The following is a 19,509-nucleotide window of genomic DNA, read 5'->3' as shown; positions in this document are numbered from 1 at the left end:
ATCGCTTCGGGACAGTCCACACGCTGTGACCCTCAGTCGTCAACGGTCGCCACGGGTACGGCCGTACTCGGCCAGGTTCAACCGGGCAGAAACGACAGCCGAACCTGACGTTGCGTATTGTCGACATTCAGGTCGACCAGGGCGACGGACTGCCAGGTGCCGAGCGCCATCCTGCCGCCCAGCACGGGGATCGTGGCGTACGGCGGCACGATCGCCGGCATGACATGTGACCTGCCGTGACCCGGCGAACCGTGCCGATGGCGCCAGCGGTCGTCGGCCGGCAGCAGATCTCCCAGCGCCGCCAGCAGGTCGTCGTCGCTGCCCGAGCCCAGCTCCAGCAGGGCGACGCCCGCCGTCGCGTGCGGGACGAAGACGTGCAGCAGCCCGTCTTCACCCTGCTCGCGGACGAAAACGGCGCATTCGGCGGTGATGTCGTGCACCGTCTCTCGTGATCCCGTGGCCACGGAGATGAGTTCGGATCTCACCCGTGAATCCTACTGAGGCACGATGACGGAATCGGGGCCCGGAAACACCAGCGCCGTGTGGCCGTCATCGAACCGCACGATGTACGGAGGCCCCCCATTGGGCCCCCGGACCTCGATGATGACGCCGGTTCGGTCCCTTTCGCCGACCGTGCTGCCGTGCACGAGAAGCCGGTCGCCTGCCGTCGCATTCATAGGTCCAGATTCGTACGGGGAAGGCCTGGCGAAAAGAGGGGAATCGTCCACGCTTCCCCAAGTGTGGGTAAGAGAGGCCCGAAACACCCTCCCGCGGGCGGGCGCAACGGAGGCCCGCCGGGGGCATGATCGACGCGAAGCTGAGACTTTCCTGGCAATCTTCCCGGGGACCGCGCGGGGGCGAGCCAGTTCGGGCGGACCGCCGGACGGGTAGGGGGCGTTGGGGCGACCCGGGAGGTGACGCCACCCCCCGGCGGGGGGATACTCGACCATGTGAGGCAAAATTTCGTAGGTTTTCCGGTCTTGTTAAATTGAACTGCCGTTGTAACCTTGGCCGGTAATTCGTCCTACCATCGGTGGTCTAGGCCACCGATGGCGGCCCTGCCAGCAGGGATGTCCTGGTTACTCATCGGTAGAGATGCACTTTCGACCGTGAGCGACCAGGATGGAAAGCGACCCCAGACCAGACATCAGTCAACCTCGGAAGGCGAGACCCAGTGGCTTCCGGACGCCAGCGTTTCTCGATCATCAGCGACGGCCTACCCAGCCAGTTGCCTGATGTCGATCCCAGTGAGACCAACGAGTGGCTCGAGTCCCTCGACAACGTCGTCAAGACGGAGGGCCGCACGAGAGCCCGCTATCTGATGCTCCGCATTCTGGAGCGGGCGCGCGAGCACCAGGTCGGCGTGCCGGGCCTGCGCAGCACCGACTACATCAACACCATCCCGCCGGAGCGCGAGCCCTGGTTCCCCGGCGACGAGCACGTCGAGCGGCGGATCCGCGCCTACATCCGCTGGAACGCCGCGGTCATGGTGTCGCGGGCCAACGCCCGCACCAACGTGGGCGGCCACATCGCCACCTACGCCTCCGCCGCGTCGCTCTACGAGGTGGGCTTCAACCACTTCTTCCGCGGCAAGGACCACGGCGAGTCGGGCGACCAGGTGTTCTTCCAGGGCCACGCGGCGCCCGGCATCTACGCCCGCGCCTTCCTGGAGGGGCGGCTCAACGAGAGCCAGCTCGACGCGTTCCGTCAGGAGCTGTCGCACGGCTTCCACGGCCTGCCCTCCTACCCGCACCCGCGGCTCATGCCCGACTTCTGGGAGTTCCCGACCGTCTCCATGGGTCTGGGCCCGATCAACGCGATCTACCAGGCGCGGTTCAACCGCTACCTGCTCAACCGCGAGATCAAGGACACCAGCCGCAGCCACGTGTGGGCGTTCCTGGGCGACGGCGAGATGGACGAGCCCGAGTCGCTGGGCGCGATCGGCGTCGCCGCCCGCGAGGAGCTCGACAACCTCACGTTCGTGATCAACTGCAACCTGCAGCGGCTCGACGGTCCGGTACGCGGCAACGGCAAGATCATCCAGGAGCTGGAGGCCTACTTCCGCGGCGCCGGCTGGAACGTCATCAAGGTCGTCTGGGGCCGCGACTGGGACCCGCTGCTGGCAGCCGACGTCGACGGCGTGCTCGTCAACCAGATGAACACGACTCCCGACGGCCAGTTCCAGACCTACTCGGTCGAGTCGGGCGCCTACATCCGCGACCACTTCTTCGGCACCGACCCCCGGCTGCGCAAGATGGCCGAGCACCTCAGCGACGACGACATCCGCAAGCTGTCGCGCGGCGGCCACGACTACCGCAAGGTCTACGCGGCCTTCAAGGCGGCCCGCGAGCACGTCGGCCAGCCGACGGTCATCCTGGCCCAGACCATCAAGGGCTGGACGCTCGGCAAGGACTTCGAGGCGCGCAACGCCACCCACCAGATGAAGAAGCTCACCAAGGCCGAGCTGAAGGAGTTCCGCGACCGGCTCTACCTGCCGATCCCGGACTCCGCCCTGGAGGGTGAGCTCCCGCCGTACTTCCACCCGGGCGAGAACGACCCGGAGATCGAGTACATGAAGGAGCGCCGCGCGGCGCTCGGCGGCGTGCTGCCCAAGCGGGTCAACCGCGCCAAGCCGGTCAAGCTGCCCGGCGACGAGGTCTACAAGGGCTTCACCAAGGGCTCGGGCAAGCAGCAGGTCGCCACCACGATGGCGTTCGTGCGGCTGCTCAAGGACCTCATGCGCGACAAGGAGATCGGCCACCGGTTCGTGCCGGTCATCCCCGACGAGGCGCGCACGTTCGGCCTGGACGCGATGTTCCCGACGGCGAAGATCTACTCGCCGCACGGCCAGATGTACGAGGCCGTCGACCGCGAGCTGCTGCTGTCGTACAAGGAGGCCGTGCAGGGGCAGATCCTGCACGAGGGCATCAGCGAGTCGGGGTCGATGGCGTCGGCGATCGCGGCCGGCACGTCCTACTCCACGCACGGCGAGCCCATGATCCCGATCTACATCTTCTACTCGATGTTCGGGTTCCAGCGCACCGGCGACCAGATGTGGGCCATGGGCGACCAGATGGGCCGGGGCTTCCTGCTCGGCGCCACGGCCGGCCGCACCACGCTCAACGGCGAGGGCCTGCAGCACGAAGACGGGCACTCGCCGCTCATCGCCTCCACCAACCCGGCGGCGATCGTCTACGACCCGTCGTGGGCGTTCGAGGTGGCCCACATCGTCAAGGACGGCCTGCGCCGCATGTACGGCGACAAGCCCGAGGACGTGTTCTACTACCTGACCGTCTACAACGAGCCCTACCTGCAGCCGGCCCAGCCCGACGGCGTCGACGTCGACGGCCTGCTGAAGGGCCTCTACAAGTACGCCGACGGGCCGGAGACGCAGGGGCCGAAGGCCAACATCCTGTCCTCCGGCGTGGCCGGGCCGTGGGCGATGGAGGCCCAGCGGATGCTGGCCGACGACTGGGGCGTGTCGGCCTCCGTCTGGTCGGCCACCTCCTGGACCGAGCTCCGCCGCGAGGCGCTGACCTGCGACGAGCACAACCTGCTCAACCCCGACGCCGAGCAGCGCGTGCCGTACGTGACCCGCGCGCTGTCGCAGGCGGAGGGCCCGTTCGTGGGCGTCAGCGACTACATGAAGGCCGTGCAGGACCAGATCGCGCAGTGGGTCCCGGGCGACTGGTCCTCGCTGGGCACCGACGGGTTCGGCCTGTCCGACACCCGCTCGGCGCTGCGCCGCCACTTCCACGTCGACGCCGCCTCCATCACGCTGGCGGTGCTCACGTCCCTCGTACGCAGGGGCGAGCTCGACGGCGAGGTGCTGCGCGAGGCGATCGCCCGCTACCACCTGAAGAACGGCGTCACCGAGGCCGGCGGCCCGGAGACCAACGACACCCAGTCGATGGGCGTCTGACACATCCGTGAGGCGCGCCCCCGCGAAGAACATGCGCGGGGGCGCCTTCCGTTCCGGGGGCGCCCGTCCCGGGAAGGCGGCGCGCGTGCGGAGGGGTGGCGCGCCGCCCGATCCCGCGCGCGGTCCCGTATTGTGGGCAGGGCTTCCCCCGGAGTCGACAAGGGGGAGACTGTTCGTGATGCGCCGCGTCCTTGCCGCCGCACTCGTGGCCGCCACAGCCGCCATGACGGCCGGCTGTGTCGACACCGCCGAGCCCGCCAGCGACGGATCGCCCGTGGAGCCGACCGGGGGGCAGATCGCGTGGGGCCCGTGCACCGACATCAAGCGTGCCGACGGGGAGCCACCCGCCCGCCAGGACAAGAACGTACGCTGCGGGAAGCTGGCGGTGCCGCTCGACTACTCCGACCCTGAGGGCGAGAAGATCGAGCTGGCCATGATCAAGATCCCGGCGGTCGACCAGGGCAACCGGATCGGCTCGTTGCTGTTCAACTTCGGCGGTCCCGGCGCGTCCGGCGTCGACACGCTCGACCAGGCGGCCAAGGCCCTGTCGTCGCTGCGCGCCCGCTACGACCTGATCAGCTTCGACCCGCGGGGCGTCGAGCGCAGCTCGGGGGTGCGCTGCGGCACGGGGGCCGACCTGGACGAGTTCACCGCGTTGAACACCCTGCCGCCCGGCGAGGAGACCCGCCGCAGGATCAACGAGGCCAACCGGAAGTTCGCCGACTTGTGCGGCCAGGACTCGGGCAAGATCCTGCCGTACGTCGGCACGGTCAACGCCGCCCGCGACATGGACCGGATGCGGACCGCGCTGGGCGACGAGAAGCTCCACTACGTCGGCATGTCGTACGGCACCCAGCTCGGCGCCGTCTACGCGACCCTGTTCCCCGGCAACGTCGGCCGCATGGTGCTGGACGCGCCGCTGGACCCGACGGTCAGCTTCGAGGAGCGCACGCTGGCCCAGACCCGCGGCTTCCAGCACGTCTACCGGAACTTCCTGAAGGCGTGCGTCAAGGAGCGGTGCGAGGTCGGCGCGAGCGTGGAGGCCGCCAACGCGAACGTGGAGAAGCTGCTCAACGACCTGGCGGCGCGGCCGCTCAAGGTCGGCACCCGCGAGCTGACCCAGGGGCTGGCGGCCACCGGGGTGGCGTCGGCGCTCTATTCGGAGCTGAGCTGGCCGTTCCTGGAGACCGCGCTCGGGCAGGCGCTCAAGGGCCAGGGCGGCGCGCTGCTGTATCTGGCCGACACCTACACCGGCCGCAACGAGGACGGCACCTACTCCACCCAGATGACCAGCTTCCCGGCCATCACCTGCGTCGACACGGCCGAGCGGCCCGACGCGCGGACGCTGCGCCGCACGGAAGAGGCCGCGCTGAAGATTTCGCCGCTGTTCGGCAGCGAGGGCTCGGGCGGGATCTGCAGCGTCTGGCCGGCCGCGGGCGGCGACGAGGCCAAGCGGGTGGACGCCACCGGCTCGGCCCCCATCATGGTGATCGGGGGCAAGAACGACCCGGCGACCCCGTACGAGTGGGCGCCCAAGCTGACCGCCCAGCTCAAGACCGCCACGCTGGTCACGTACGAGGGCGAGGGGCACGGCGCCTACCTGTCGGGCAGCCAGTGCGTCGCCAAGCTGGTCGACTCCTATCTGCTCGACGGCAAGCTGCCCCGGCGCGGCGCGACCTGCCCGGCGGCCTAGGCTCTGACATGTGACGGACTACTGCTCCCTGGTGGCGGACGAGACGGCGCGGGTGGCCCGGCTGGCCTCCGCGCCGGCTGACACGCCGGTGCCCGCGTGCCCGGGCTGGGCTCTCGGCGACCTCATCACGCATCTGGGCACCATGCACCGGTGGGTCACCCACATGGTGTCGACCCGCAACCAGGACCGGCTCTGGTCCCGCGAGGTGCCCAACGGCCTGGACGAGGGCGCGCACGGCGACGCCGCGTGGCTGGCGGAGGGGTCCGCCGAGATGGTGCGGACGCTGCGCGCCACCGACCCGGCGACGCCGCTGTGGACGTGGGGGCCCGGCGGCACCGCGGGCTGGTGGGCCAGGCGGATGGCGTTCGAGCTGGTCGTGCACCGGGTGGACGCCGAGCAGGCGCTCGGCGTGGAGCCCGAGGTGGCCGCAGAGGTGGCGGCCGACGGCGTCGAGGAACTGCTCGGCAACCTGCCTGGCGCCCGGTGGGTGAGCAGGCGGCTGGCGGAGCTGGGCCTGGAGGGCTCGACGTTCCACCTGCACGCGACCGACCTGCCCGGCGAGTGGACGTTCACGCAGGGGCCCGAAGGCGCGGTGACGTGGGAGCGCGGGCACGCCAAGGGCGACGCTGCGGTGCGGGCGCCGGCCCGCGACCTGCTGCTGCTGATGTACGGCAGGCGCTCGTGCGACGGGCTGGAGGTGTTCGGCGACCGGGCGCTGCTGGAGAGGTGGCTCTCGGCCGGCGGGCTGTGAGCCCCGGACGCGCCGCCACTCGGCGGTCGGCGGCGTGTCCGGGGCGGGGGCGCCGCCACTGAGGGCGGCCGGACGCGGGCCCGGGCTTCGCGGGGAAGGCGTACGCCGGGCCCACGACGATCAGTTTCGCCGGTGGAAGACGCCGAACAGGTTGCCCGAGGTGTTGTCGCTCATCCCATCTCCTCATGTCGCTTTCCGGACGAGAACAAGAATGTGGCGCTCGGGCGACAACCCTATGTCGGTGTTTTCGAACTCCTAATCGAGAAGAGTGCCGTGGACGATCATCTCCGGCACGTCGGCGGCGAAGCCCTCCAGCGGCCGGTCGGGGCAGCGCTCGGCCGAGACGGCGGCGCCGACGATGCGGTCGAGGCGGAAGACGCGCACGTCGTCGCGGAGCCGGCACCACGCCACGAGATACCAGAACCCGCCGCGACCGCCGAGGAAGACGCCCGGCTCCACGTCGCGGGAGGTCAGCGCGCCCTTGGCGTCGGCGTAGTCGAGGCGCAGCACCCTGCGGCGCAGCAGGGCCTCCTCGATGGCGCGGGAGACGCCCTCGGCGCCGAGAGGGCGGGCCGGGCCGCCGGGCTCCGGCGGCTCGGCGACGTGCATGACGCGGCGGGCCAGCTCCCGGGCCAGCTCGCCCTCGCGGCCCGGCATGGCGGCCACGACCTTGCGTAACGCGCTGCGGGCCTGGCGGCCGAACGGCTGGTCACCGGCCCGGCTGAGGGCCACCGCGATGGCCACCGCCTCTGCGGGGGTGAAGTTGAGCGGGGGCAGGGACATCTTCTTGTCGATCGCGTAGCCGCCCCTGCGGCCCGCCTCGGCGTAGATGGGCACCCCGGACTGCTGCAGCGCGGTGATGTCGCGCTCGATGGTGCGCACGCTCACCTCGAACCGCGCGGCGAGCTCGCGGGCCGAACGCGAGCGCGGCGAGATGGCGCGCAGGTCCTCGACGAGCGCGTAGAGCCGGTCGGTGCGGTTCACCCTTGTGACGGTACGCTCCGGCACCGACAATCCCTTGCCCGCCGGGGTTTCCGCGTCAGCGGGCCCACTCCAGGAGCTCGTCGGCGGGCCAGGTGTTGACGATCCGGTCCGGCCCGACACCGCACTGCGCGGCCCGCTCGCAGCCGAACCGCTGCCAGTCGAGCTGGCCGGGCGCGTGCGCGTCGGAGTCGATCGCGAACACGCAGCCCTGCTCGTACGCCTGGCGCAGCAGCCGCTTGGGCGGGTCGAGCCGGTCGGGCCTGGAGTTGATCTCGACGGCCACGCCGAACCGGCGGCACGCCTCGAAGACCAGCTCGGCGTCGAACTCCGACTCGGGCCTGCGCGCGCCGCGCTCCCCGCCCGCGCGCACGACCCGGCCGGTGCAGTGGCCGAGCACGTCGACGTGCGGGTTCGCGATCGCGCTGACCATCCTGCGGGTCATCTCCTCACGATCCATGCGGAGCTTGGAGTGGACGCTCGCGACCACCACGTCGAGCCGGCCGAGCAGCTCGGGCTCCTGGTCGAGGCTGCCGTCGAGGTTGATGTCGACCTCGATGCCGGTGAGGATCCTGAACGGGGAGAGCCGGCGGTTGAGCTCGGCGACCACGTCGAGCTGCTCGCGCAGCCGGGCCGGCGGCAGGCCTCGGGCGATGGTCAGGCGCGGCGAGTGGTCGGTCAGCGCCAGATAGTCGTGGCCGAGCGCGCGGGCCGCCTCGGCTATCTCCTCGATGGGCGAGCCGCCGTCGGACCAGTCGGAATGGCTGTGCAGGTCGCCCTTGAGCGCGGCGCGCAGCCCGGCGGCCTCCTCCCCCAGGTCGGCGCCCTCCGTCGCGCGCAGCCTGCGCAGGTAGGTCGGGACCTGCCCGTCGAGCGCCTCACTGATGACCAGGGCGGTCACCTTGCCGATGCCGGGCAGCTCGGCCAGGCCGCCGGACCGCGCGCGCCGTACCAGCTCCTCGCGCGGCAGCTCCGTGACGACGGAGGCGGCGCGGCGGAAGGCGCGCACCCGGTAGGCGGGCTCACCAGCGCGTTCCAGGAGAAAGGCGATCTCCCGGAACGCCTCGACCGGTTCCATACGTTCATCCCTACCAGAAGCGGCCCGACGGGGAATTGTACGGCCGGGCGCGGCCCCGCTAGGCTTTCCGACCGCAAGAGAGCAGGAGCTAGATGGCCCAGACGCCGCACCACGCCGCCACCCCCGGCAAGCCGCCCCCCAAGAAGAAGTCGTCCAACGTCGTGACACTCACCGTCATCGGGGTCGTGTCGGTGATGGTGGTCGGCTACTGCGCGGCCACCTCCAACGCCGAGGACGTCACCGCCGACTGCGTCGACACCAGCCAGCGGGCCGACGACGGCTCCTACATGGTGGTCGAGGACTACTACTGCGACGACGACGACAACGGCGGCACCCACTACTACGGCGGCTCCCGCGCGGCCTATCACTGGTACTACGGCGGCACCAGGGTGGGGCAGCGAGTGCGCAGCGGCACGACGCTCCGCCCCGCCGACGCCACCATCACCAGCCGCGACGGGCGCTCGATCCAGCGGGGCGGCTTCGGCAGCTCCCGCACCGGCGGGGGCTGAGTGGTGCGGCGCGAGCACGGCGCCCCCCGCGAGGGCTGGGAGAAGACCATCGAGGGCCAGGGCCTGGCCTACCACCGGGCGGCCCACCCCGAGGGCCTCAGCAGGCCCTACTGGGACGAGTCGGTCCACTACGTCTTCTCCATGGCGGAGGTGGAGTCGCTGGAGGAGCAGGTCGAGGAGCTGCACGAGATGTGCCTGCGTGCCGCCGGGCACGTGGTCGAGACCGGGCGCTTCGCCGACTTCGCCATCCCCGAGTGGGCCGCCGACGACGTGGCCCGGTCGTGGGAGCGGCGCGATGCCCACCTGTACGCCCGGTTCGACCTGCGCTACGACGGCGCCGGCCCGGCCAAGCTGCTGGAGTACAACGCCGACACGCCGACCTCGCTGCTGGAGTCGTCGGTGATCCAGTGGTTCTGGCTGAAGGACGCCCACCCCGGCGACGACCAGTGGAACTCCATCCACGAGCGGCTCATCGACCGGTGGCGCGAGATGCCGCTGCCGGCCGGCGCCACCCACTTCGCCTGGACCAACATGGACGAGACGGGAGAGGAGGCCATGACCCTGGCCTACCTCCAGGAGACCGCCGAACAGGCGGGCCTGCGCACGGTCGCCGTCGCCATGGAGGACATCGGCTGGGACGCGCTCAACCGGCGCTTCGTCGACATGGACGAGGAGATGATCCGCTCCGTCTTCAAGCTCTACCCGTGGGAGTGGATGCTGTCGGAGCCGTTCGGCCGCCACGCGGTGCGCCACTCGACCTGGATCGAGCCGCTGTGGAAGGCGCTGCTGTCCAACAAGGCGCTGCTGGCCGTGCTGTGGGAGCTGTACCCCGGTCACCCCAGCCTGCTGCCCGCCTACCTCGACGGCCCGCGCGAGCTGGAGTCCTACATCGCCAAGCCGCTGCTCGGCCGTGAGGGCGCATCGATGCGGATAGTCACCCCGGCCCACACCCAGGAGACAGCGGGCTCCTACGGCCGGGAGGGATACGTCTTCCAGGGCTTCGAGGCCCTGCCCGACTTCGGCGGCCAGCGTCCGGTGCTCGGCGCCTGGGTGATCGGCGACGAGGCGGCCGGGCTGGGCATCCGGGAGACCACCGGCCTGATCACCGACGACACCTCGTCCTTCGTACCTCACCGAATCGAGCTCACATGACTCTGCTGGAGACCCTTCTGCGTGGCGCGGGCGCCATCGCCTCCTACGCTGCCGTCGGCGTCATCCTGATGATCGTCGGCTTCTACGTGATCGACCTGGCGACCCCGGGCCGGCTGAGCGAGGTCATCCGCAGCCAGCGCAACCCGAACGCCACGCTGCTGGCCTCCTCGGCGATGGCCGCCGTGGGGCTCATCGTCGCGGCCTCGATCTGGTCGTCCGGCGGGCGGCTGGCCGAGGGGCTGGCGGGCACCGCCGTGTTCGGCCTGGTCGGCATCGTGGTGCAGACGCTGGCGATGCTGCTGTTCGACCGGGTGGCGGGCATCTCGGTGCGCGATCTGGTCAAGGAGCCGGAGCTGCAGCCGGGCGCCAGGCTGCTGGCGGTCACGCACGTCGCGATCGGCCTGATCACCGCCGTCGCGGTCATCTGACGGGACCTGGCACTCTAGGAGCGTGACAGACCGGACCCGGGAGGACACCACTCGCAGGCTTGAGCGGGCCATGGGCGCGCTCGGCACGGCCGCCATGGCCCGCATGGACGAGCAGCTGCCCTGGTTCCGGGCGCTCAGCGCCGAGGACCGCTCGTGGGTGGGGCTGGTGGCCCAGGCGGGCATCGCCGCGTTCGTGGAGTGGTTCCAGTACGCCGGCGAGGACCGCCCGACACCCAGCATCGAGTTCTTCGGCACCGCTCCGCGCGAGCTGAAGCGCTCGATCTCGCTGCAGCAGACCGTCGACATCGTCCGGGTCGTGGTGGAGGTGGTGGAGGCACAGGTCGACCAGCTGGCCGCGCCCGGCGGCGAGGAGCAGCTGGAGCAGGCCATGCTCCGCTACACCCGCGACGTGGCGTTCGCGGCGGCGCACGTCTACGCCCGCGAGGCCGAGGCCAGGGGGGCGTGGGACGCCCGGCTGGAAGCGCTGATCGTGGACGCCCTGGTGCGCGGCGAGGTCGACGACGGACTCCACTCGTGGGCCGCCGCGCTCGGCTGGACGTCCTCCCCCGTGGTCGTGATCGCCGGTCACGCGCCCGACGGCGACCCGCGCGAGGTGATCGACGGACTGCGCGAGCGGGGCCGCCGCATCGGCATGGAGCTGCTCGCCGGGGTTCAGGCCGACCGGCTGATCGTGATCGTGGGCGGCGCGGGCAGCGTCAACGACGCGGCCCGCCAGGTCGTGGCCCGCTTCGGCCAGGGCCCGATCGTCATCGGGCCCGAGGTGACCGACCTGCACGCCGCCGCCAACTCGGCCAGGGCCGCGCTGGCCGGGCTGAAGGCGAGCTCCGGCTGGCCCGACGCGCCCCGCCCGGTGCACGCCGAGGACCTGCTCGCCGAGCGGGCGCTCGACGGCGACGAGGCCGCCAGGGAGCAGCTCGTGGAGAACGTCTACCTGCCGCTGGCCGGCACCCCGCTGCTCGACACGCTCGCGACGTACCTGGAGCAGGGCACCTCGCTGGAGGCGACCGCGCGGCTGCTGTTCGTGCACCCGAACACGGTGCGCTACCGGCTCAAGAAGATCACCGAACTGACCGGATACCAGCCGACCGAGGGCCGTTCGGCCTTCACGCTGCAGGTCGGGCTCATCCTCGGCCGGCTCGCGGAAAGCGCCGTAACCTGGCGGCCTTAACGTAACCGGAGCGAAACCCGAACTGTGGGGTTCCTACAAAGCACCCCGGACAAAGTGTGTGCAGATCTTCATCAGCGTGTCGGACTTCTACAGGGCATGGTTGACTTCGTGCTTGTACTCGTCGCGCCGGGCCAAGGCGCCCAAACACCAGGTTTCCTCACTCCGTGGCTCGAGCTTCCCGGCGTGGCGGACCGGCTGGCCGCCTGGTCCGACGTGGCCGGCATCGACCTGATCGCCTGCGGCACCGTCGCGGGAGCCGACGAGATCCGCGACACCGCCATCGCCCAGCCGCTGCTCGTGGCCGCGGCCCTGGCCTCCGCCGAGGTGCTCGGCGCGGCGCCCGACGTGCTGGCCGGCCACAGCGTCGGCGAGTTCGCCACCGCGGCGCTGGCCGGCGTGCTGACCCCGGAGCAGGCGCTCGCCCTGGTCAGCGAGCGCGGGCAGGCCATGGCGAAGGCGGCGGCGACCGCCGAGACCGGCATGACCGCGGTGCTCGGCGGCGCCGAGGACGACGTGCTGGCCGCGCTCGACAAGCACGGCCTGACGCCCGCCAACATCAACGGCGCCGGTCAGATCGTCGCCGGCGGCACCGTCGAGCAGCTCGCCGCGCTGAAGGCCGAGCCTCCGGCGCGCGCCCGGCTGATCCCGCTGTCGGTCGCGGGCGCCTTCCACACCGTCCACATGGCCCCCGCCGTCGAGCAGCTGCGCGAGGCCGCCGCCCAGATCGAGCCCGGCGACCCCGAGGTCACGCTGCTGTCCAACGCCGACGGCGCCGCCGTCGCGAGCGGCGGCGAGCTCATGCGCCGCCTCGTCGACCAGGTGAGCAACCCCGTGCGCTGGGACGCCTGCATGGCCACGATGGCCGAGCTGGGCGTCACCCGGATGATCGAGCTGCTGCCCGGCGGCACGCTGACCGGCCTGGCCAGGCGCGGGCTGCGCGGCGTCGAGACCGTGGCGCTCAAGACCCCCGACGACCTCGACGCAGCCAGGGAGCTGATGAAGTGAGGATCCTCGAAACCGCGCCGGGGGCGAAGCTGCTGGCGCTCGGCCACTACCAGCCTTCCACCATCGTCTCCAACGAGCAGCTGGCCAAGACCATGGACACCAGCGACGAGTGGATCCAGTCCCGCGTCGGCATCAAGGAGCGCCGGGTCGCCGGCGACGCGGAGAGCCTGGAAGACATGGCCGCCCAGGCGGGCGGCAAGGCTCTGGCGGCGAGCGGCCTGGCCGCCTCCGACGTCGACCTGGTGATCGTGGCCACCTGCACGCTGGAGAGCCAGATCCCCAACGCCGCCGCCGTGGTGGCGCACCGCCTGGGCATCGACGCGCCCGGCGCGTTCGACGTCAACGCCGCGTGCGCGGGCTTCTGCTACGCGCTCGCCACCGCCGACAACGCCATCCGCGCGGGCTCGGCCAGGCACGTGCTGGTCATCGGCGCGGAGAAGCTGTCGCAGTGGATCGACTGGACCGACCGGTCCACCGCGGTGATCTTCGCCGACGGGGCGGGCGCGGCCGTGGTCGGCCCGTCCGACGCCCCGGGCATCGGCCCGGTGGTCTGGGGCAGCTCGGGCGACAGGTCCGACGCCATCATGATCCCCGACCGCCACGGCTCCCTCCGCCAGGAGGGTCAGACCGTGTTCCGGTGGGCGACCACCGCCCTCCACCCGGTCGCCAAGCAGGCGTGCGAGCGCGCGGGCGTCGACCCGTCCGAGCTGTCCGCCTTCATCCCCCATCAGGCCAACCTGCGCATCATCGAGGCCATCGCCCGCAAGCTGGGCGCCGACAAGGCCGTCGTCGCCCGTGACATCGTGCACGCTGGCAACACCTCGGCCGCTTCGATCCCGCTGGCGCTCTCGCGCATGCTGGAGCGCGGCGAGGTCCGCTCGGGCGAGCTCGCGCTCGTCCTCGGCTTCGGCGCCGGCCTCACGTACGCGGGCCAGGTCATCGAGATCCCCTAGTCCCCCGTACGATCTCTCAGAGCTTGCACGGCCAGTCCGTGCAGAACCCAGGAAACCAAAGGAGAACCAACGACATGGCTGCCACCGAGCAGGAGATCCTCGAGGGCCTCGGCAAGATCATCAACGAGATCACCGGGATCCCGGCCTCTGAGGTGACCCCCGAGAAGAGCTTCGTGGACGACCTCGACATCGACTCCCTGTCCATGGTCGAGATCGCCGTGGCCGCCCAGGACGAGTTCGGCGTCGAGATTCCCGACGACCAGCTCAAGAACCTGAAGACGGTCAAGGACGTCCTCACCTTCATCCAGAACTGAAGTCCGGCAATACCAGCTGATCGACAAGGAGTGCGGAACGTGAGTGCAAACCGGGTACGTGTCGTCGTCACCGGGCTCGGCGCGACGACGCCCGTCGGTGGAGACGCCACTTCCTCCTGGTCGGCGCTCCTCGCCGGTCAGTCGGGCGTCGCGACGCTCACCGAAGACTGGGTCGACACCGTCCCCGTGACGTTCGCGGGGACGGCCGCCGTCGACCCGGCCGAGGTCCTGCCCCGGCCCGAGGCCCGCAGGCTCGACCGCAGCGAGCAGTTCGCCATGGTCGCCGCCCGCGAGGCCTGGCAGGACGCCGGCGCCCCCGAGGTGGCGCCGGAGCGGCTCGGCGTGGTCGTGTCCAGCGGCATCGGCGGCATCAACACCACCCTGTCCGCCTACGACACCTACAAGGAGCGCGGCTGGAACCGGCTGTCGCCCTTCACGGTGCCGATGCTCATGCCCAACGGGCCGGCCGCCTGGATCGGCCTCGACCGGGGCGCCCAGGCCGGGGTGCACGCCACCGTGTCCGCCTGCGCCTCCGGCGCCGAGGCCATCGGCTACGCGATGGACATGATCAGGGCCGGCCGGGCCGACGTGGTGATCGCCGGCGGCACCGAAGCCGCCATCCACGGCCTCAACATCGCGGCGTTCGCCGCCGCCAGGGCCATGTCCACGCGCAACGACGACCCGCAGGGGGCGTCGCGGCCGTGGGACCGCGAGCGCGACGGGTTCGTGCTCGGCGAGGGCGCGGGCATCCTGGTGCTGGAGAGCGAGGAGTTCGCCAGGGCGCGGGGCGCGCGCATCTACGCCTACGCGGCCGGTGTCGGCTACTCGGCCGACTCCCACCACATCACCCAGCCCGAGCCCGAGGGCCGCGGCATCATCATGGCGATGACCCAGGCTCTCACCGACGGCGACCTGACGGGCCAGGACGTCAAGCACGTCAACGCGCACGCCACCGCCACCCCCGCCGGGGACGTCATCGAGGTGCAGGCCGTCGCCAAGGCCATCGGCACCCACCCGCTGGTCACCTCGACCAAGTCCATGACGGGTCACCTCCTGGGCGGCGCGGGCGGCATCGAGTCCGTCTTCACCGTCAAGGCGCTCCACGAGCGGATCGTCCCCGCCACCATCAACCTCAACGACATCGACGACGGCATCGAGGTGGATCTCGTCCACGGCGAGAACCGCACCCTGCCGGAAGGCGACATCGCCGCGGTCAACAACTCGTTCGGTTTCGGCGGCCACAACGTGACCGTCGTGTTCAAGGGGGCTTAAATGACCGTGCTCGACAACCGTGTGCCCACCGAAGGCGCCGACCAGGAGCCTGCTGATCCCCGAGACCCCGTCGTACGCCTCGCCGCGCTCCTCGACGAGGGTTCGCTGCGGCTGATCACTCCCCAGGACAAGAGCGGCGTGCTCGCCGCCATGGGCCGCGTCGAGGGTGTTCCCGTCGTCGCCTTCTGCAGTGACGCCCGCTTCCAGGGCGGCGCGATGGGCAGCGAGGGCTGCGAGCACATCGTGCACGCCTACGACGTGGCCGTCCGTGAGCGGGTGCCGATCCTCGGGATCTGGCATTCCGGCGGTGCGCGACTCGCCGAAGGCGCCGAGTCGCTGCACGCCGTCGGCCGCGTGTTCGCGGCCATGACGAAGGCGTCCGGCATCGTGCCGCAGATCTCGGTCGTGGTCGGCGCGGCCGCCGGCGGCGCCGCCTACGGGCCGGCACTCACCGACCTGGTGATCCTCGCCGACTCGGGCCGCATCTTCGTCACCGGCCCCGACGTCGTACGCAGCGTCACCGGCGAGAACGTCGACAGCGCCGCGCTGGGCGGTGTCGAGCCCCACAGCAAGCGCAGCGGCGTCGTCCACGTCATCACCAAGACCGAGACCGAGGCGCTGCTCAAGGCGCGCCAGCTGGCCATGCTCCTCGGCCACCAGGGCCGGGTCCGGCCCGCCGGCATCGAGGAGGTCGACTTCTCCAGCCTGCTGCCGGAGTCGGCGCGCCGCGCCTACGACGTCAAGCCGCTGGTCAACGGCCTGCTGGACGAGCCGGGCATCGAGCTCCACCCGAAGTGGGCGCCCAACGTCGTCACGTCGCTGGGCCGGCTCGGCGGCCGCACCGTCGGCGTGATCGCCAACAACCCGATGCGGCTGGGCGGCTGCCTCGACGCCACCTCCGCCGAGAAGGCGGCGCGGTTCGTCCGCATGTGCGACGCCTTCGGGGTGCCGCTGGTCGTGGTCGTGGACGTGCCCGGCTACCTGCCCGGCGTCGGCCAGGAGCATGACGGCGTGGTGCGCCGCGGCGCCAAGCTGCTGCACGCGTTCGCCGAGGCGTCGGTGCCGCGGGTCACGCTGGTCACGCGCAAGGCCTACGGCGGCGCGTACATCGCGATGAACTCCCGCTCGCTGGGCGCCACCAAGGTGTTCGCCTGGCCGACGGCCGAGATCGCGGTCATGGGCCCGGTGGCGGCGGTGCGGATCCTCAAGCGGCGCGAGCTGGCGGCGGCGCCGGAGGAGGAGCGGGCCGACCTGGAGCACCGGCTGGCCGCGGAGCACGAGAAGCTCGCGGGCGGGCTCACCCGCGCGCAGGAGCTGGGCGTCATCGACGAGGTGATCAAGCCGGAGGAGACCCGCGGCGCGATCGCCAAGGTCCTCGCCCAGGCCACTCCCGCCAGGGGCGCGCACGGGAACATCCCGCTGTAGTCCAAGCACGAAAAAGGGCCCCGCACCGTGACCGGTGCGGGGCCCTTTCGCGTCGCAGGCGCGGGGACGGGTCACACGGCGGCGTGCAGCCAGCGGACGGGCGCGCCGTCGCCGGCGTAGCGGAACGGCTCCAGCTCCTCGTCCCAGGGCTTGCCGAGCAGCCTGTCGAGCTCCTCCTCCAGCACGCACCGCCCCTGGGAGGCCATGAGCATGGCGGCGCGCAGCCGGTCTTCGGGGATCATGATGTCGCCGGAGGCGCCGATGACCGCGCTGAACGGGCCGAGTGTCGGCGTGTAGGCGTGACGGGTCCCGTCGACGCCCTGCGAGGCGTCCTCGGTGATCTCGAACCGCAGGCGCTGCCACCCCATGAGAGAGGAGGCGATGGCGGCCGCTATGCCGGAGCGGCCCTCCCATTCCGCCTGCGCCCGCACGACGTTGGGCGCGGCAGGTTGCGGTGTCCACGTCAAGTCCACGGGCACGCCAAGGACACCCGCGACTGCCCATTCGATATGCGGGCACAGCGCGGGCTGAGCCGAGTGGACGTACAGCACGCCACGAGCAGACACCGGACCTCCCGATTCGGTACGAGGTGCGCCTTCCCCAACGGCCTCGTCCAACGGGATGATCACATGTGACTAGGGAGAGACTACCGTCGGTCGCAATCGGACACCAGAGGGGGGCCATACCAAGTTGGTGCGCGTGTGGCACGTGACAGTCGCTCCATCGGGGATAGATACCCGCTCATGGACATCGAATCGGCAGGCCACGCGCTCATCCGACCGGGTCAGCTGCTGACCGACCGCGGCGCGCTGTCGACGGCCGCCCGCTGGACGCAGGCCGTGTCCGAGGGCGACGGCGTCTGCATGGTGCATCTCTCGCAGGGCGTCGACCCGTGCGAGCTGACCGCCGAGTTGCGCGAGCACGGGTTCCGCGCCTCGCCCAACCACGTTCTCACCGGGCAGCCGCTGTTCTTCGGCGGCCCCGCGTCGCGCCCGTTCCCGGCCGAACCGGTCCATTACCGGCCGGGGCGGTCCCGGTCGGAGGTGACTGTGGGCCTGCTCGACACCGGCGTGGCCGGTCACCGCTGGTGGGCCGACGCCGACTGGTACGAGCAGGCCGCCGAGGACGCGCCGGACGCCGTCGAGGGCGCCCAGGCGGGTCACGGCACGTTCATCGCCGGGGTGCTGGCCCGCCAGGCGCCCGGCGCGTCGCTCCAGGTGGCCCGGGTGCTCGACGGCGAGGGGGTGGGCGACGAGGCGGCCGTGATCAGGGCGCTGCACCGCATGCGCGGGCGTCCGCCGCAGGTGCTCAACCTCTCCTTCGGCGGCCACACCTTCGACGACCGGCCGCCGCCCCTGCTGGCCGACGCGCTGGCCGAGCTGTCCGACACCGTGGTGGTGGCGTGCGCCGGCAACACCGCGTCCGACCGCCCGTTCTACCCCGCCGCGCTGGGCAGCGTGATCGCCGTCGGCGCCGTCGACTCCAGCGAGCGCCGGCGCGCTCCCTACTCGGCCCACGGGAGCTGGGTCGACGCGTGCGCCCGCGGCGACTGGGTGACCAGCAGTTTCCTGGAGCAGGGCGAGTTCGCCGGTTACGCGACCTGGAGCGGCACGTCCTTCGCCACCGCCGTGGTGGCGGGCACGATCGCCGCGGCCGCCCAATACCGGCCGGTCAGGCAGGCGGCCGATGAGCTCCTCAGTCTCAGGGAGACCCGGCAAATTCCCGATCTGGGAGTTCTCGTTCCGTCGAGTCTGTAGAGTTTACGCTCAGTCCACAGGCGATCACGTGGAGGCAGAACAGCCCCCTCCGCCGGTCTGGAAGGAGGCCGTATGCCCGATCCACGCCAGCCCGCGGAGCTGCTCCCGGCGGCCGCCTCCGGCGACCAGAGCGCCTGGAACGAGCTCGAGGCCAGATTCGGCCCCCGCATGTGGGCGGTCGCACGCGCCTGCGGGCTCAACGAGCCCGACGCGGCCGACGCCGTCCAGGGAGCCTGGCTCCGCCTGCTCGAACACCTGCACGACATCAGCAACCCGGCAGGCGTGGGCGCGTGGCTGGCGACGACCACCCGCCGCGAAGCGCTCCTGCTGATCCGGAAGGCGAAGCCGGGGCCCGCCCCGTTCGACGTCACGCACGACCCCGACCCGGAGTCAGCCGTCCTGGAGGCCGACGGCAACCGCATGCTCTGGAAGACGGTCTCCACCCTCAAAGAGCCATGCCGCAGCCTGCTCACGCTCGTCGCGAGCGATCTCGGGAGCCGGCAGGTCGCCGTGCGGCTGGGCCTGCCCATCGGCAGCGTCGGCCCGACCAGGGCCCGCTGCCTGGAGAAACTGCGCACCCTGATCTCACTACAGGAGACGGTGCAATGATCGACGACGAGTACTTCCTGGCGGCTCTCCGGCTGGCCTCCGGACACGACCCGGTTCCCGCGTACGTGTCCACCGCGGCCCGGCAGGCCTTCGCCTTACGGGTCCCGCACGCGGTGACCGCCCTTCCCACCGGCTACACGGCCGCGCGGGGGGTGCGGGGCGCCGAAGGCCCGCAGCTGGTCCGGTTCGTCACGGAGGGCCTCACCTTCGACCTGGAGGTGACCATCGGCGACGGTCTGATCGACGTGGCCGGGCAGGTGTCCCCGCCCCCCGGGGAGGGGTGCCACGTCGACGTCCGCACTCCCCACCTGACGCTGACCAGGCCCGTCGCCGGCACGGGCCAGTTCGCGGCCACGGGCCTGCCTCCGGGCTGGCTCAGCGTGGTCTGCCACCGGCCCGGCCACGCACCCGTCCAGACCAGGTGGGTGCGCGTCCGACCGTGACCCCTCGGCCGGGGTCGAGGGGTCCGCA

General features: G+C 71.5%; 20 protein-coding genes. 15 read left to right on the top strand and 5 right to left on the bottom strand.

The annotated features are described in order from the left end of the window. Positions 1-77 precede the first annotated feature (77 nt). Positions 78-485 carry a secondary thiamine-phosphate synthase enzyme YjbQ gene (locus FR742_RS07090; protein ID WP_148030198.1) on the bottom strand — a complete coding sequence of 136 codons (408 nt, stop codon included), beginning with the start codon at positions 483-485 and terminating at the stop codon, positions 78-80. Positions 486-494: 9 nt separating this feature from the next. Then, the gene (locus tag FR742_RS07085; RefSeq protein ID WP_148030197.1) at positions 495-677 is read right to left on the bottom strand and encodes a DUF1918 domain-containing protein; all 183 of its coding nucleotides are present in this window, start codon (positions 675-677) and stop codon (positions 495-497) included. A 497-nt stretch (positions 678-1,174) separates the two neighbouring features. On the opposite strand from FR742_RS07085, the gene aceE reads away from it, so the two are divergent. The 3 genes from aceE to FR742_RS07070 all read left to right on the top strand — a co-directional run bounded on the left by aceE (position 1,175) and on the right by FR742_RS07070 (position 6,366). After that, positions 1,175-3,922 carry a pyruvate dehydrogenase (acetyl-transferring), homodimeric type gene (gene aceE, locus FR742_RS07080; protein ID WP_148030196.1) on the top strand — a complete coding sequence of 916 codons (2,748 nt, stop codon included), beginning with the start codon at positions 1,175-1,177 and terminating at the stop codon, positions 3,920-3,922. A gap of 178 nt (positions 3,923-4,100) precedes the next feature. Further along, positions 4,101-5,615: an alpha/beta hydrolase gene (locus FR742_RS07075; protein WP_148030195.1), complete on the top strand. Its 1,515-nt coding sequence runs from the start codon at positions 4,101-4,103 to the stop codon at positions 5,613-5,615. A gap of 10 nt (positions 5,616-5,625) precedes the next feature. Continuing rightward, positions 5,626-6,366 carry a maleylpyruvate isomerase family mycothiol-dependent enzyme gene (locus FR742_RS07070; protein ID WP_148030194.1) on the top strand — a complete coding sequence of 247 codons (741 nt, stop codon included), beginning with the start codon at positions 5,626-5,628 and terminating at the stop codon, positions 6,364-6,366. A gap of 255 nt (positions 6,367-6,621) precedes the next feature. Here the strand turns inward: FR742_RS07070 and FR742_RS07065 are convergent, their stop codons facing one another. Next, entirely contained in the window at positions 6,622-7,350 is a 729-nt protein-coding gene (locus FR742_RS07065) for a YafY family protein (protein ID WP_148030193.1), read from the bottom strand. Positions 7,351-7,405: 55 nt separating this feature from the next. Further along, the gene (locus tag FR742_RS07060) at positions 7,406-8,425 is read right to left on the bottom strand and encodes a PHP domain-containing protein (RefSeq protein ID WP_148030192.1); all 1,020 of its coding nucleotides are present in this window, start codon (positions 8,423-8,425) and stop codon (positions 7,406-7,408) included. A 92-nt stretch (positions 8,426-8,517) separates the two neighbouring features. Between FR742_RS07060 and FR742_RS07055 the strand changes: the two genes are divergently transcribed. The 9 genes from FR742_RS07055 to FR742_RS07015 all read left to right on the top strand — a co-directional run bounded on the left by FR742_RS07055 (position 8,518) and on the right by FR742_RS07015 (position 16,672). Beyond that, positions 8,518-8,934 carry a hypothetical protein gene (locus FR742_RS07055; protein WP_148030191.1) on the top strand — a complete coding sequence of 139 codons (417 nt, stop codon included), beginning with the start codon at positions 8,518-8,520 and terminating at the stop codon, positions 8,932-8,934. A gap of 3 nt (positions 8,935-8,937) precedes the next feature. Continuing rightward, a complete protein-coding gene (locus FR742_RS07050; protein WP_148030190.1) occupies positions 8,938-10,086 on the top strand; it encodes a glutathionylspermidine synthase family protein in 1,149 nt (382 codons plus the stop codon). Continuing rightward, a complete protein-coding gene (locus tag FR742_RS07045; protein ID WP_148030189.1) occupies positions 10,083-10,514 on the top strand; it encodes a DUF350 domain-containing protein in 432 nt (143 codons plus the stop codon). The genes FR742_RS07050 and FR742_RS07045 overlap by 4 nt, the downstream gene beginning before the upstream one ends. 70 nt (positions 10,515-10,584) lie before the next feature. Beyond that, on the top strand, positions 10,585-11,703 hold the full coding sequence (locus tag FR742_RS07040) for a CdaR family transcriptional regulator (RefSeq protein WP_148034387.1): 1,119 nt from the start codon (positions 10,585-10,587) through the stop codon (positions 11,701-11,703). A 108-nt stretch (positions 11,704-11,811) separates the two neighbouring features. Further along, the gene (locus tag FR742_RS07035; protein ID WP_148034386.1) at positions 11,812-12,708 is read left to right on the top strand and encodes an ACP S-malonyltransferase; all 897 of its coding nucleotides are present in this window, start codon (positions 11,812-11,814) and stop codon (positions 12,706-12,708) included. After that, positions 12,705-13,661, top strand: a complete 957-nt coding sequence (locus FR742_RS07030; RefSeq protein WP_148030188.1) for a beta-ketoacyl-ACP synthase III — start codon at positions 12,705-12,707, stop codon at positions 13,659-13,661. The genes FR742_RS07035 and FR742_RS07030 overlap by 4 nt, the downstream gene beginning before the upstream one ends. Before the next feature lie 74 nt (positions 13,662-13,735). Next, positions 13,736-13,975, top strand: coding sequence for an acyl carrier protein (locus FR742_RS07025; protein WP_148030187.1), 240 nt, complete (start codon positions 13,736-13,738; stop codon positions 13,973-13,975). A 39-nt stretch (positions 13,976-14,014) separates the two neighbouring features. Further along, the gene (locus tag FR742_RS07020; RefSeq protein WP_148030186.1) at positions 14,015-15,247 is read left to right on the top strand and encodes a beta-ketoacyl synthase; all 1,233 of its coding nucleotides are present in this window, start codon (positions 14,015-14,017) and stop codon (positions 15,245-15,247) included. Further along, positions 15,248-16,672 carry an acyl-CoA carboxylase subunit beta gene (locus FR742_RS07015; protein ID WP_148030185.1) on the top strand — a complete coding sequence of 475 codons (1,425 nt, stop codon included), beginning with the start codon at positions 15,248-15,250 and terminating at the stop codon, positions 16,670-16,672. 71 nt (positions 16,673-16,743) lie between these two features. Here FR742_RS07015 and FR742_RS07010 read toward each other — a convergent pair whose 3' ends face one another. Further along, entirely contained in the window at positions 16,744-17,238 is a 495-nt protein-coding gene (locus FR742_RS07010; RefSeq protein WP_148030184.1) for a DUF3145 domain-containing protein, read from the bottom strand. 177 nt (positions 17,239-17,415) lie between these two features. Between FR742_RS07010 and FR742_RS07005 the strand changes: the two genes are divergently transcribed. The 3 genes from FR742_RS07005 (at position 17,416) to FR742_RS06995 (ending at position 19,481) form a co-directional block, all read left to right on the top strand. Beyond that, positions 17,416-18,429, top strand: a complete 1,014-nt coding sequence (locus tag FR742_RS07005) for a S8/S53 family peptidase (RefSeq protein ID WP_148030183.1) — start codon at positions 17,416-17,418, stop codon at positions 18,427-18,429. A gap of 72 nt (positions 18,430-18,501) precedes the next feature. Then, the gene (locus FR742_RS07000) at positions 18,502-19,038 is read left to right on the top strand and encodes an RNA polymerase sigma factor (protein WP_148030182.1); all 537 of its coding nucleotides are present in this window, start codon (positions 18,502-18,504) and stop codon (positions 19,036-19,038) included. Next, complete coding sequence (locus FR742_RS06995; RefSeq protein ID WP_148030181.1) at positions 19,035-19,481, top strand: hypothetical protein; 447 nt, start codon at positions 19,035-19,037, stop codon at positions 19,479-19,481. Before FR742_RS07000 ends, FR742_RS06995 begins: the two co-directional genes overlap by 4 nt. The last annotated feature ends 28 nt before the right edge of the window (positions 19,482-19,509 follow it).

The sequence above is a fragment of the Nonomuraea sp. C10 genome (assembly GCF_008017515.1).
In the GTDB taxonomy this organism is placed as follows: domain Bacteria; phylum Actinomycetota; class Actinomycetes; order Streptosporangiales; family Streptosporangiaceae; genus Nonomuraea; species Nonomuraea ferruginea.
The sequence above is the reverse complement of the archived record's forward strand: the minus strand, read 5'-3'. Positions and strand labels throughout refer to the sequence as shown.

Excerpts from the sequence above, each read along its gene's own strand:
- FR742_RS07085 (WP_148030197.1), bottom strand. The coding sequence starts at position 677 with ATGAATGCGACGGCAGGCGACCGGCTTCTCGTGCACGGCAGCACGGTC.
- FR742_RS07075 (WP_148030195.1), top strand. The coding sequence starts at position 4,101 with ATGCGCCGCGTCCTTGCCGCCGCACTCGTGGCCGCCACAGCCGCCATG.
- FR742_RS07060 (WP_148030192.1), bottom strand. The coding sequence starts at position 8,425 with ATGGAACCGGTCGAGGCGTTCCGGGAGATCGCCTTTCTCCTGGAACGC.
- FR742_RS07055 (WP_148030191.1), top strand. The coding sequence starts at position 8,518 with ATGGCCCAGACGCCGCACCACGCCGCCACCCCCGGCAAGCCGCCCCCC.
- FR742_RS07045 (WP_148030189.1), top strand. The coding sequence starts at position 10,083 with ATGACTCTGCTGGAGACCCTTCTGCGTGGCGCGGGCGCCATCGCCTCC.
- FR742_RS07040 (WP_148034387.1), top strand. The coding sequence starts at position 10,585 with ATGGGCGCGCTCGGCACGGCCGCCATGGCCCGCATGGACGAGCAGCTG.
- FR742_RS07025 (WP_148030187.1), top strand. The coding sequence starts at position 13,736 with ATGGCTGCCACCGAGCAGGAGATCCTCGAGGGCCTCGGCAAGATCATC.
- FR742_RS07015 (WP_148030185.1), top strand. The coding sequence starts at position 15,248 with ATGACCGTGCTCGACAACCGTGTGCCCACCGAAGGCGCCGACCAGGAG.
- FR742_RS07005 (WP_148030183.1), top strand. The coding sequence starts at position 17,416 with ATGGACATCGAATCGGCAGGCCACGCGCTCATCCGACCGGGTCAGCTG.
- FR742_RS07000 (WP_148030182.1), top strand. The coding sequence starts at position 18,502 with ATGCCCGATCCACGCCAGCCCGCGGAGCTGCTCCCGGCGGCCGCCTCC.
- FR742_RS06995 (WP_148030181.1), top strand. The coding sequence starts at position 19,035 with ATGATCGACGACGAGTACTTCCTGGCGGCTCTCCGGCTGGCCTCCGGA.